The 12,542-nt window shown below is 54.3% G+C and carries 15 protein-coding genes and 1 riboswitch; all 15 genes read right to left on the reverse strand.

The window, feature by feature from the left end; genetic code table 11:
* Positions 1-15 precede the first annotated feature (15 nt).
* The 15 genes from CAFE_RS06465 to ffh all read right to left on the reverse strand — a co-directional run bounded on the left by CAFE_RS06465 (position 16) and on the right by ffh (position 12,536).
* Positions 16-2,226 carry a penicillin-binding transpeptidase domain-containing protein gene (locus CAFE_RS06465; protein WP_156990148.1) on the reverse strand — a complete coding sequence of 737 codons (2,211 nt, stop codon included), beginning with the start codon at positions 2,224-2,226 and terminating at the stop codon, positions 16-18.
* A gap of 151 nt (positions 2,227-2,377) precedes the next feature.
* Positions 2,378-2,872, reverse strand: coding sequence for a hypothetical protein (locus CAFE_RS06470; protein WP_066647794.1), 495 nt, complete (start codon positions 2,870-2,872; stop codon positions 2,378-2,380).
* Between the two features lie 2 nt (positions 2,873-2,874).
* The gene (gene rsmH / locus CAFE_RS06475) at positions 2,875-3,822 is read right to left on the reverse strand and encodes a 16S rRNA (cytosine(1402)-N(4))-methyltransferase RsmH (RefSeq protein WP_066647797.1); all 948 of its coding nucleotides are present in this window, start codon (positions 3,820-3,822) and stop codon (positions 2,875-2,877) included.
* Positions 3,823-3,834: 12 nt separating this feature from the next.
* The gene (mraZ, locus tag CAFE_RS06480) at positions 3,835-4,254 is read right to left on the reverse strand and encodes a division/cell wall cluster transcriptional repressor MraZ (protein ID WP_156990149.1); all 420 of its coding nucleotides are present in this window, start codon (positions 4,252-4,254) and stop codon (positions 3,835-3,837) included.
* Between the two features lie 224 nt (positions 4,255-4,478).
* A complete protein-coding gene (locus CAFE_RS06485; protein ID WP_066647801.1) occupies positions 4,479-4,949 on the reverse strand; it encodes an ATPase in 471 nt (156 codons plus the stop codon).
* Positions 4,946-5,440: a pantetheine-phosphate adenylyltransferase gene (gene coaD / locus CAFE_RS06490; RefSeq protein WP_066647802.1), complete on the reverse strand. Its 495-nt coding sequence runs from the start codon at positions 5,438-5,440 to the stop codon at positions 4,946-4,948. The genes CAFE_RS06485 and coaD overlap by 4 nt, the downstream gene beginning before the upstream one ends.
* Before the next feature lie 3 nt (positions 5,441-5,443).
* Entirely contained in the window at positions 5,444-5,989 is a 546-nt protein-coding gene (gene rsmD, locus CAFE_RS06495) for a 16S rRNA (guanine(966)-N(2))-methyltransferase RsmD (RefSeq protein ID WP_066647804.1), read from the reverse strand.
* 56 nt (positions 5,990-6,045) lie between these two features.
* The gene (gene uvrC / locus CAFE_RS06500) at positions 6,046-7,905 is read right to left on the reverse strand and encodes an excinuclease ABC subunit UvrC (RefSeq protein WP_228725106.1); all 1,860 of its coding nucleotides are present in this window, start codon (positions 7,903-7,905) and stop codon (positions 6,046-6,048) included.
* An 80-nt stretch (positions 7,906-7,985) separates the two neighbouring features.
* Entirely contained in the window at positions 7,986-8,249 is a 264-nt protein-coding gene (locus tag CAFE_RS06505) for an HPr family phosphocarrier protein (protein ID WP_066647806.1), read from the reverse strand.
* A 355-nt stretch (positions 8,250-8,604) separates the two neighbouring features.
* Complete coding sequence (trmD, locus tag CAFE_RS06510; protein WP_066647809.1) at positions 8,605-9,354, reverse strand: tRNA (guanosine(37)-N1)-methyltransferase TrmD; 750 nt, start codon at positions 9,352-9,354, stop codon at positions 8,605-8,607.
* Complete coding sequence (gene rimM / locus CAFE_RS06515; protein WP_066647816.1) at positions 9,344-9,859, reverse strand: ribosome maturation factor RimM; 516 nt, start codon at positions 9,857-9,859, stop codon at positions 9,344-9,346. The genes trmD and rimM overlap by 11 nt, the downstream gene beginning before the upstream one ends.
* A 22-nt stretch (positions 9,860-9,881) precedes the next feature.
* Positions 9,882-10,427, reverse strand: a complete 546-nt coding sequence (locus tag CAFE_RS06520) for a folate family ECF transporter S component (RefSeq protein ID WP_156990150.1) — start codon at positions 10,425-10,427, stop codon at positions 9,882-9,884.
* Positions 10,428-10,484: 57 nt separating this feature from the next.
* Positions 10,485-10,581, reverse strand: a riboswitch (THF riboswitch).
* Positions 10,582-10,647: 66 nt separating this feature from the next.
* On the reverse strand, positions 10,648-10,881 hold the full coding sequence (locus CAFE_RS06525; protein ID WP_066647820.1) for a KH domain-containing protein: 234 nt from the start codon (positions 10,879-10,881) through the stop codon (positions 10,648-10,650).
* Between the two features lie 21 nt (positions 10,882-10,902).
* A complete protein-coding gene (gene rpsP, locus CAFE_RS06530) occupies positions 10,903-11,145 on the reverse strand; it encodes a 30S ribosomal protein S16 (protein ID WP_066647822.1) in 243 nt (80 codons plus the stop codon).
* A gap of 62 nt (positions 11,146-11,207) precedes the next feature.
* Positions 11,208-12,536, reverse strand: coding sequence for a signal recognition particle protein (gene ffh, locus CAFE_RS06535; RefSeq protein WP_156990151.1), 1,329 nt, complete (start codon positions 12,534-12,536; stop codon positions 11,208-11,210).
* Positions 12,537-12,542: the final 6 nt, after the last annotated feature.

Genomic DNA, 12,542 nt, shown 5'->3' on the forward strand with positions numbered 1-12,542 from the left:
GCTCCTTTGCATTCATTATTCCACATGATTGGGTTCAATAAACGAAACCGTAACAACTGTTCCGGGCGCAACCTTGGTTCCCGGCGCAATGCTCTGAAGGCTGGACACCGCGTTTGCGGTTCCTGTTAACGCGGCGCCGGAAACACTGATATTGATTCCCGACTGGGAGGCGCGTTCGTTCGCCTGTGAAAGCGAAAGCCCGACAAGGTCCGGTACGGTGACCGTTTTCTCTTTGCTTTGCTGATCCGTAAACAGGACCACTCTTCCTCCCTTCGGGATGCTCTTTCCCGGTTCGGGAACCTGAGACACCACTTTTTCGCCGTCGCCGTAAATCTGAGGCGTAAGGCCGTCGGAGGAAACTTTATTCTTCGCCTGCGCGACCGTCTGACCCACAACATTCGGTGTGGACGCATCGAGCTTTGCCATTTCTTCCTCCGTGTATTTCGGTTCCACGCCGAGATACGGCAGAATTTCAGACATTGTTTTCAGAAAAACCGGGCCGGAAACATAGCTGCCGTAATAACTGTTTCCGTGCGGCTCGTCATAAAAAACCAGCATGGCGATCTGAGGGTCGTCCGCGGGTGCGAACCCGCAGTAAGACGCGATGTACTCCTTACTTGTCTTGATTTCCTGTTTTTCGGAAGTTCCCGTTTTGCCGGCGACCCGGTAGCCGGGAATATACCCGCTTTTCGCCGTCCCCGTTGTGGCGTCCTGCCGCAGAATCGCGCTGATCCGTTTTGATGTGTCGTTGGAGACCACCTGGCGTTTCGGCGTGGTGTCGGCAGACTTGACAATATTCCCGTCGCTGTCCAGAATCCGGTCCACAACGTGCGGCTTTACCAGATATCCCCCGTTCGCCACCGCCGCGCAGGCGGTAATCATCTGAATCGGCGTAATGGTAAAACTCTGACCGAAAGATTCCGTGGCGAGGTTGATCGGCGTAAGCTGGGCCGCCGTATAATAGATGCTGCGGGATTCACCGGGAAGATCTATGCCGGTTTTTGCGGTAAACCCAAACGCATCGAAATATTTGTAGAACAGATTCGGCCCCAGGAGCGCGCCGACCTTCATAAACACAACGTTGCTGGATTGACAGATTCCCTGTGCGAAAGTCAGGCTGCCGAAGCCGCTGCGCCGCCAGTCGTGAATCTGTCTTCCGCCGATCGTCAGATAGCCGGGGCAGCTGAACTGCGTGGTTTCGGTCACCAGGCCCTCTTCCATCGCAGCCGAGCCTGTAATCATCTTGAACACGGAGCCCGGCTGATAAGTATCACTGACGCATTTGTTCCGCCACTGGGCCTGCTGAGCTTCCCGAAGGGCCTTCGTCTTTGCCTCCCCGTCAGGCATCTTTGCAATCTGATCCGCCACCGTCTTGTCGGCTATGGTGAACGGGTCGTTGGGGTCGAAATCCCCTTTGACCGCCATGGCGATAATGCCGCCGGTTTTGACATTCATGATGATTGCGCAGCCGCGGTTCTGAACCTTATTGTTAACAAGGCCCTCCTCCAGGTTCTTTTCCAGAATCTGCTGTACGACCTCGTCTACGGTCAGGACCAGGCTGTTCCCGTCCTGAGCCGGGACTTCCTGTTCATAATCGTACTGCATGTCGGTTCCGATCGCGTTTTTCGCCGTTACCAGCTTGCCGGAAACGCCGGTCAGCTCGCTGTCGTATTCCGCTTCGATTCCGGAAAGGCCCTGGCTGTCGGTCCCTGTAAAGCCGAGTATGGTGGAAGCCAGCGTCCCGAAAGGATAATACCGTTTATAATCCTCAATTAAGCGAATTCCGTTTGTAATATTGTTTTTGTCCTTAAATGCGACGACCTTGTCCTTGACATCCGATTCCACCTTGCGTTTAATGACGTCGAAATATGTTTTCTTCCTAGTGTGTTCCAGGATGACGTTCTTATCCATGCCCAGAATCTGCGCCAGCCCGGCGGCGATCAGGTCCCGGTTGTCATCGGTGATATAGGCGGGCTCCAGAACAACCTGCCAGACCGTGGCGCTCTGCGCCAGAACCTTCATATTGCTGTCGTAGATCGTTCCTCGCTGAGCGGTCAGGACCGTGTCTTTCACCTGATTGTCGACAGCCCTCATTTTCAGGGTTTCGCCCTCAACAATCTGCAGCCGAACCAGGCTGAAGATCACAGCCCCAAATCCGGCAATCATCATCATCAGCAAAACAAACACCGTTCGGTGCCACATTCTTACGGTCGTCCCTTTTGCCATCCCATGTTCCTCCAAATTGCCTGAAAAAAACAGATTTGAATCAAAAATGAGAGTCAAGAACTTTTTCTCAACTCTCCTTCTATCGAACAGCGGAAGATTCCCACAGGCGCTCCCGGTCGCGCTATTAATACATATTGGAAAACCGGCCCCTTTATGACAGAAAACGGCGGATCGAACCGACCAGTTCTGAAAGCCAACTTCCGTTTTGTGCCGGCAGTAGGACCTGCGTTTTATCTCCGGCGGCAAGAGTCACGTTTTCTATCTGATTCCGATTCACTTTCTCCATGCCGAGCTGATCTGACGCATAGTTTTCCACTGATTGAAGAGACATCTGAGCTTCCGATTTCATTTTCATCTGCGTGTAAACGCTCTGGTCTTCCGAAAGCTGTTTTGTAACAACGCCAAGGGAATCCGACAACTCCGACAGCTCCACCTGGCCATAGATGTATGCACCGGCCATGCCGGCAATCATCAGAAAGGAAAGGATTGTTGGCAGCATTTTTAAAACGCTGCGCTTGGGCCGGCGGTTTTCCTCCAGCCGTTCCCGCGGAAGCTCAATGACATTATTTTGCCGCGCCGGTTCCTGCACCTCCCGGCGTTTTGGTTCAAACATTCCAAAATCATATGCTGTATTGCCGGCCGCCATTCTTATTCCTCCCCTTTCGTTTCTTCAAGCTTTTTACAGACCCTGAGCCGCGCGCTGCGGCTTCTGGGATTCTCTTTCAGTTCCTGCTCCGTAGGAGACAAGCCCTTTTTATAAATCAACTCCGCCCGCGGCTTCTTTCCGCATACGCAAACCGGAAAATCCGGCGGGCAGGTACATCCGGAACACCATTCCGCCATTCTTTTTTTTACAATACGGTCCTCCAGCGAGTGAAACGTGATAACCGCCAAACGACCGCCCGGCTTGAGAATTGAAAACGCCGCATCCAGGCCTTCCGAAAGCCTGTCCAGTTCGCCGTTCACCTTAATCCGCAGAGCCTGAAAGGTTTTACGGGCCGGATGCCCCGGTTTCCGGCGCACCGCGGCGGGTACGGACTCCCTGACGATATCAGCGAGCTGAAGGGTCGTCTCAATCGGCGACTGTTCCCTCGCCCTGACAATTCCCGCCGCGATTCTTCGGGCACTGCTCTCTTCCCCGTACCTGCGCAAAATATCCTCAAGATCACGCTCGGGCAGGGTGTTGACCAGGTCCCGCGCGGATACGCCCTCCCGGCTCATTCTCATATCCAAGGGAGCGTCGGCGTGATAAGAAAACCCCCGTTCTGGATTATCAAACTGAAAGGACGAAACGCCGATATCGAGAAGAACCCCATCTACCGGCACCAGACCGAATTTTTCAGCCGCTTCGTCCATGCTGGAAAAATTAGTATGATAAACCGTCGCACAGGGATAGTCTTTCAGGCGGTCGCCCGCCGCCCGAACGGCGTCCGGGTCCTGATCGAGCGCCAGCAGCCTGCCGGTAGTCAGGCATTTCGCAATCGCGAGGGAATGCCCGCCGCCGCCGGCCGTTCCGTCAATATAAATCCCGTCCGGACGAATGTTCAGGCTTTTAATTGTCTCGTCAAACAATACGGGCTTATGGTAGAATTCCATCGGCGCGCCTCTTTACAGTTCCAAAAGATCCATCGCTTCCGCGATGTTGTCCTGAGTCAAAGTGGAGTTGAAGCTTGTCCAGCGTTCGGTATCCCAGATTTCTGCTCTGCTGGAAGCGCCGATAAAGGTAACGTCTTTTTCCAGACCTGCATAATCGCGGAGCGTCTGCGGCAAAAGGACACGCCCCTGACGGTCCGGCTGCGCTTCCACGGCTCCGGAAAAGAAAAAGCGCTGAAGTCCCCGCGCTTTTGAGATCGGCATGGCGCTGATCTTTTCCTGAAGCCGGTTCCATTCCGACGGTGAAAGGACAAAGAGGCAGCCGTCAAGTCCCTTGGTGACATAGAAATTATCCCCCAGATCCTCTCGGAATCTGGCCGGAACAATCACACGCCCTTTCAGGTCTATGGAATGCTGGTACTCTCCGATCAACATAACGATCCTCTCTGCCGGGGCAAATGCGGAAAGCGATTCCACATTCTGCTACTTGCCCCCACCTTTCACCACTTTGTTTTGATTATATCGTAACTCATAAAAAAATGCAACTCATTTTTTGCATTATGTCAATTGCGGGTAGATATTTATTCAAATATTTTGTATTAGCTTTTCATGCATAAAAAAAACGCCACAAAATCTTGTGGCGTAAAAATTTTCCTTTTTTATGAATCTGTTCCATTTTGCCTTTGGGAGGCCCGTATGTTCTGTCTGGTCCGCCTCAGCTCGGCAAGAATCTGCGAAAGGCCGTCGTCGGTGCGTTTCATCAGGTCGTCGATATAATCGTTGCTGGCCTTGCGCATTTCCCGTACCTTGACCTGGGACTGCGCTGTGATTTCATTTGCCTTCTGCTGGGCCTGCCTGACAATCTCGTCCTGCGCGATCAGTGCTTTCGCACGTTCCTGTGCCACATGCAAAACGGTCTCCGCCTCCCGCCTGGCATCGTCAAGAATCTGGGTCCGGTCCGCCACGATCGCCTTGGCCTGCCGGATCTCTTTCGGCATGTTTTCCCGAATTTCATCCAGCACCTGCTTGACCTCTTCGCCGTCAAGAACCGCGCGGCCCCGGCTCAGCGGCAGGCTCCAGGCTTTGTCGACCATATCATAGAGTTCGTCAATTAAGTCGTCTACGCTCATTTCCGTTTCCCTCCTGCGCACAAACGCTGTTCGATATCCTGCAAAATACATTCCGGTACAAAATTGGAAATATCGCCGCCGAAGCAGGCGACCTGTTTTATTCCGCTGGAGCTTAAAAACATGTTTTCCGCCGTTGTATTGAGATAGACTGTTTCCAGTTCGGGATTCAGCTTTTTATTGAAAAGAGCCATCTGAAATTCGTATTCAAAATCAGACATCGCGCGAAGCCCCTTCACAATCGCTGCGGCATCCCGGATTCTCGCATAATCCGCAATCAGTCCGTCGAACCCGACGACTTCCACGTCGTCCATAGCCCGGGTACAGCGCTCCAACATATTGATTCGTTCCTCCACCGTAAAAGCTGTGTGCTTTTCCGGGTTGACCAGAACGGCAACAATCGTATGGTCAAAAAGTTTTCTTGCGCGATTGATAATATCCATGTGCCCAAGCGTAACAGGATCAAAACTGCCAGGACAAATCGCTGTTTTCACGGCTTATGTCACGTCCTTGTGTTTATATAGGGTCAGCGCAATTTTGCCATATCTGTAGGAACGGCCGCGGATAAAATCCCCGGCCGACTCCGGGAGGGGTTCGTCCGTCGGGTTTTCGCAGATAATCGTACCGCCGGGATTCATCCGCCCGGCAACAAGAGGGATTGCGCGTTGCAAAAGTCCCGTGCGGTAGGGCGGATCCAGAAAAGCAAGGTCGAAAGCGCCGCAGTCCCCCGCAAGGTAAGAGGCGAAATCCATACGTTTCACCTTTGCCCGGTCCGAAAGTCCCGTGCTCTCCAGATTCTGTGCAACAACGGCTGCAGGCTGTTGGGCCGCGTCGACAAAAACGGCTTCCCGCGCGCCACGGCTCAGGGCCTCGATGCCCAACTGCCCGGAACCCGCAAACAGGTCAAGCACGCGCCTGCCTTCCACCTGAAACTGAATAATACTGAACAATGCTTCCTTGACCCGATCCGGAGTTGGCCGAACGGCGTCGCCCGCGCAAACGGACAGCCGCTTTCCCCGGGCGGAACCGGTAATGACTCTCATAGTTTCTCCACCTTAATCCGACTTGGTTTTTATTATCCCATGAACCGGCGGTTCTGTCAATCGGTCCGGGCGGGTTCCTCCGGATGAAACGCGGAATAGACTTTCCGGGCCGCCGGTTTTGTCATTCCCGGCGCCGCGGAAAGTTCCTCCGTCGTCGCGTTCCGCACGGCGGCAACCGTTCTGAAATGTTTGAGCAGCGCTTTCGCGCGCGCGGGTCCGATTCCTTCCACGGCGGTCAGCGAAGAGGAAATGGAATTTTTCTTTCTCACCTGCCGATGATACCCAACGGCGAACCGGTGAACTTCCTCCTGAATGGAAGAAACCAGCGTGAACGCGCTCCGATTGGAGCTGATTGCGATTTCTCCGCCGTCCTTCGCGATCGCGCGGGTACGGTGCCTGTCGTCCTTGACCATGCCAAAGAGAGGAATCGGAAGCCCCGCCTCCTCCAAAACCGGCCTCACGGCGGAAATCTGTCCCTTTCCGCCGTCCAGCAGGATCAGATCGGGCAAACGGCCGAATCCCTCGCCGGATTCCCTGTTTTTTTCGTATTCTTCCAGCCTGCGGGACAGTACCTCCCTCATGGAGGCGTAATCGTCCTGCCCGACAACCGTCCGGATTTTAAACTTGCGGTAGGCGGACCGAAGCGGCCTTCCGTTTTCAAACACAACCATGCCCGCCACGTTTTCCCCGCCGGCAAGATTTGAAATATCATAAGATTCAATATAGGCCGGCGGTTCCGGCAGGCCGAGCAGGCGCGCGAGTTCGTCCAGCGCCGAAGCTTCCCGCCCGGTGCGCCCCGTCTTTTGGGCAAGCTGCTCCGCCGCGTTGCTGCGGCACATTTCAACCAACTGTGCCTGTTCCCCCTTCTGCGGAACCGTGATCGTAACTTTTCTGCCCGCCTTTTCCGTCAGCCATTGGGACAGCAGCTCCGCGTTTTCCGCCGGTCCGTCCAGTGAGACACGCGGAGGGATTCTGTCGCGCATGGAGTAATACCGTTCGAGAAATTCGCTTCGCGCCTCTTTCGCTTTTCCGGTTTCCCCCATCAGAAAGGTTTCCCTGTCACACAGCCTTCCATTCTGAAAACGGAACACTTCGAAGCAGCTTTTTTCAGTCCCCTGCGTCAGCGCGATCACATCCTGCTCCTTTACGCGGGACGCTACCACCTTCTGCCGGTCGCTCATCTTGCGAATCGCCGCGATTCTGTCGCGCAGCCGCGCGGCGCGCTCATACTCCAGGTTTTCCGCAGCCTCGTCCATTCTCTCCGTCAGGGCGCGAACGCTTTTGGCGCTGCCGCCGCGTAGAAACTCCAGGGCTTCCGAAACGTACTCGCGGTATTCGGACTCGCTGATTTTTCCCCTGCATGGGGCACAGCACTGTTTAATGTAAAAATTCAGGCACGGGCGGCCCTTGCCGATATCCTGGGGGAATTTTCTGGTACAGGAAGGCAGACGAAAAATCTTCAGCGCCTCGTCCACCGATTGTTTGACGGACCAGGAGCTTACATACGGCCCGATATATTCCGCCCCGTCGTCGGCGACCTGTTTCGCTTCCGAAATTTTCGGCCACGGGCCGGAGCTGACCCGAATGTAGTGGTACCCCTTGTCGTCCTTCAGCAAAATATTGTATTTGGGAGAGTATTGTTTAATCAGACTGCATTCCAAGACAAGCGCCTCGAATTCGCTGTCTGTCAAAATGTACTCGAACGTATCCACGCTCGCAACCATGCGGCGCACCTTGTCGTCATGGTTTTTTTCGGAGCCGAAATATTGGCTGACCCGGTTTTTCAGCGCTTTGGCCTTTCCAACATAAATAATCTTCCCGGTTTTGTCGTGCATCAGATATACGCCCGGGCTCAAAGGCAGGCGCATGGCCCGGGCCCTGAGCTCCTTTTTGTGCTTCTCCTGCTCGGTCAACACCACTGCTCCTCCTTTCCCGCTCGTCACGATACAAAAAAGAAAAAGCACCGCAATCAAGCGGTGCCATATGTTTCAACTGTTTATTCGGAGAAACCGGACTGCACCAGCTGAACCAAGCCGTCCACAGCCTCTTGCTCATCGGACCCGTCCGCGATAATTTTGATATTCGTCCCGCCGACGATTCCAAGGGAAAGAACCCCCAAAAGGCTTTTCGCGTTGACGCGTCTTTCCTCTTTTTCCACCCAGATGGAAGATTTATATTCATTCGCCTTTTGAATAAAAAAAGTTGCCGGACGGGCATGCAGGCCCACCTGATTCTGAACCAGAACTTCTTTTACATACATTCTAAATCCACTCCTACACAAAATCGTATCCGAAGGCATTCCGAAAAACAGAACACGATATTATTCGTCACCATATATATTATAGCACGTTTGGACGGGCCGTCAACGTTAATCAAAAACTTTGGATTGATTGCCCAACGGAGAGTCCCACGCAAAGGCTCATTTGTGCATTATGACGTAATTGTTGAAAGTTTTTGTTCTGTCTGCCGATTATCCCGCCCGAGCATGCTCACAAAAGCTGAAAATGCGAATTTAAAACAGAATTTTTATCAAACGAACCGATCTTTCGGAAACGGAGCTTCGTTAACGGGCGGACGGCCGTGTGAACACGCTTTTCCTATTCTATGCAAAAGATTTAAGATGTTTCTTTTTCGGTATGATCCGAAAGGGAGCACAAAAACCTTCGATCCTCATCCGTCAGGTCCGCGTCCGCGAGAAGCTCCGGGCGCTTTTTCGCCGTCCGCCCCAGCGACTGCTCCCTGCGCCAGCGGCGCACAAGGCCGTGGTTCCCGCTGAGCAAAACCTCCGGCACCTGCCGCCCGCGCCAGTTTGCCGGACGGGTATACTGGGGATACTCCAGCAGGGAGTGAAAATGGCTTTCTTCCTGAAAGCATTCCGCGTCAGACAAAACACCGGGAATCATGCGGCAGACGGCGTCCGCCAAAATCAGCGCGGGCAGTTCCCCGCCCGTTACGACGTAATCCCCCGCTGAAATCTCCTCATCCGCATAAGCTTCCAGAACGCGCTCGTCCACGCCTTCGTAATGCCCGCAGAGAAGCACCAGCCCGTCCAGCTCCGAAAGCTCCGCTACCCGCCGCTGCGTCAGGGGTTTCCCCTGCGGTGAAAGATAAACGGTGTGCGGCTTCTTTCCCAGATGCGCAATCAGGTCGTCCATGCACAGCGCGATCGGCTCCGCTTTTAAAAGCATTCCCATTCCCCCGCCGAACGGGGAATCGTCGACCGTGCTGTGCTTGTCCAGCGCATAATTCCTGATCTGATGGCAGCAGACCTGCACCGCGCCCTTTTTGCGGGCCCGGCCGATGATGCTCTCCGCCATGACGGTTTCGCACATTTCCGGGAAAAGCGTCAGCAGGTCAATCCTCATCGTCAAAAATCCCCCTGATCGGGCGGATCATCATTTTCCCCTTCTCCAGGTCGATCCCCAGAATGAACTCCGGAACCGCCGGAATCAGGTAATTTTTATGGTCCTGCGCAGTGATCTGATAAACGTCGTTGGCACCGGTGCGAAGCACTCGGGTCAAAGTCCCGTAATACAGAAACGTATCCGCGTCGTAAACATCCAGTCCGACCAGATCCTGCATAAAATAGCGGCCGTCCGGAAGCGTGACGTCGCTTCTGTCAAGATACAGGACTTTGTTGCGGTATGTGTCCGCTTTTTCGACCGAGTCCACTCCCTCCAGCACCATCAGCAGGAGCTCCTTATGCACGCGGGAGGAAAGCACGTGCACGGGAACATTCCCTGCTTCCAGATAAAGAGTGGAAAAGCGCGTCAGAAATTCGGCGGAGTCGCACCATGGCTGAACACGGAGTTCACCCTTAATGCCGTGCGTACCCACAATTTTTCCAGCTTCCAGATATTTCTTCTGCATAACTCCTCCAAAAAATAAAGATTCATTTTTTCATATGAAACAACGGTTCCTTTTCCATGACTTTCAGAAGTCCGAACAGCAGCAAAAAGTCGATCGGCAGCAGAATCAGATTGGTGAAGATACGTGCCGAGAGGACGGCAAAAAATGCTTTTGAGTAGAGAACGGAAAGCCACAGGGGATTCAGGCAAAGGCTGACGAGCACCGTTACGACGGTTTTGGCAAGAACAGACCTGAGCAGAGTAACCGGCTTTTTGTAAAGGAACCAGCCGTAGACGGCTCCCGACAAAAAAGCGTTCAGCGTAAAGCCGGGAAAATAGGGGCCCGTCGGATTGATAAAATAAGAAATGATATCGCCAAGAGCGCCGACCGTTCCGCCGGCCACCGGGCCGAACAGCATGCCGGCGGCCGCGACCGAAAGAAATGAGAACCCGATCTTCAGAATCGGAGACAGGTTGAGAGTGAACATCCCGAGGATGACATCGAGAGCAAGCAGCATGCCGCATGCGGCAAGGGACATGACACCGCTGCGTCCGTTGGATAGTTTGACGGAGTTAAAAAAAAATTTCATAGAAAAGACCTCCTTTTGTATTCATGCTACATAAAGGAGGTTTCCCCCAAACTATGTAGCAGCGGGATGCGAACTCTGCACCGCAAGTTTCCTTTTCGTCCGTCCGGCAACTCCCTGTCCAGGCGGCACTTAACGCGCAAAATTCTACTCTGCATTCTAAATCTTATCAGGCCCGCGCAAAACGTCCGGGCCTGAAGGAACGGAAACCCGAAGAACCGAATCAGTCGATCTCCACGGCGACCTTGCTGCCGTCTCGGGTCGCGGCAGCCCTCATCACGACGCGGATCGCCTTTGCAATCCGGCCCTGCCTGCCAATCACCCGGCCCATGTCGTTTTCTGCGACATGAAGATGATATACGACCGTTCCGTCCTCAGACGGTTCGTCAGCGTCCACGCGGACGAGTTCCGGGGCCTCGACAAGGCCCTGAGCAATGGATAACAGCAGTTCCCTCATGACAAGGCACCTCCCTGTTTCTTAAAGCACACCGTGCTTTTTGAACAGAACCTTAACGGTATCGGTGGGCTGAGCACCGTTAGCGATCCAGGCCTTGGCTTTTTCAGCGTCAACCTTTACAACGGACGGCTCCTCGAGCGGATTGTAATATCCGATCTCCTCGATAAAACGTCCGTCGCGCGGAAAACGGGAATCCGCCACAACAATGCGGTAGAATGGAGCCTTCTTGGCGCCCATTCTGCGAAGTCTGATTTTTACTGACATTTGTTTCACCTCCACGAACCTTGCATCTATCTTCACCGGCCCGAAAGCCGGGTGAATTCAAATTAAAACGGCAGTCCCATCCCGGCAAAGCGCCGGCGCATGCCTTTTTTCTTAAACTGCTTCATCAGCTTGCGGGTCTGCTCGAACTGCTTTAAAAGCCGGTTGACGTCTTCCACCTTCATGCCGCTCCCCGCGGCGATCCGCCTTTTGCGCGACGGGTTCATCAGCTCCGGCTTCTCGCGTTCCTGCGGCGTCATGGAAAGAAGGATCGCCTCCGTCCGGTCAATCTGCCGGTCGTCGATCTGCACATCCTTGAGCTGCTGGCCCATTCCCGGCATTTTGTTCAGAACATCCTGAATCGGCCCCATCTTCTTCATCTGGCGAATCTGGTCGAGCAGGTCATTCAGATCCATCCGGTTCTGCATCATCTTTTCCGCGGCTTTTTGGGCGGCCTTCTGGTCCAGATTCTTCTGGGCGTCCTCAATGAGAGTAAGCACGTCGCCCATTCCCAGAATGCGGGACGCCATGCGGTCCGGATGGAACACCTCAAGGTCCGAGAGCTTTTCACCGATGCCGGCGAATTTGATCGGCCTGCCGGTCACGGCGCGCACCGACAGCGCTGCGCCGCCCCTCGCGTCTCCGTCTAGCTTGGTCAGGACCACGCCCGTGATATCGAGAAGCTCATGGAACGATTTCGCCACGTTGACCGCTTCCTGACCGGTCATGGCATCCACAACCAACAGGATATCGGTGGGAGGAACCGCTTCCTTGATTCGGCGAAGCTCGTCCATCAGAGCCTCGTCAATCTGCAGACGTCCGGCGGTGTCGATCAGAACAAAGTCGTTGCCGTAGTCCTTTGCGTGCTTCACGGCCTCCCGGCTGATTTTCACCGGGTCGCCGGCCCCCTGTTCGAACACGGGCACGCCCGCCTGGCTTCCCAGAACCTGCAGCTGCTGAATCGCGGCAGGGCGGTAAACGTCGCACGCGACCAGAAGCGGACGATGGCCCTGATTTTTCAGCATCAGCGCCAGCTTCGCGGCGTGGGTCGTCTTACCGGAACCCTGCAGCCCGCAGAAAAGCACGACCGCTGGGGGGGACGACGGGCTGTTCAGCCGGGTTTCCCCTCCGCCCATCAAAGCCGTTAGCTCTTCGTTGACAATCTTAATGACCATCTGCGCCGGAGTCAGGCTTTCCATGACCTCGTTTCCTACGGCGCGCTCGCTCACCTTTGCGACAAAGTCCTTTGCAACCTTGTAGTTGACGTCCGCCTCCAGAAGAGCAAGACGGACCTCCCGCATGGCCTCTTTCACATCCGACTCATTGAGCTTGCCCTTGGAGCGCAGGCGCTTGAACGCCGCCGAAAGTTTTTCCGATAGATTTTCAAACGCCAAAACGGT

Origin of the sequence: Caproicibacter fermentans (assembly GCF_009746625.1) — a bacterium.
GTDB lineage: Bacteria > Bacillota > Clostridia > Oscillospirales > Acutalibacteraceae > Caproicibacter > Caproicibacter fermentans.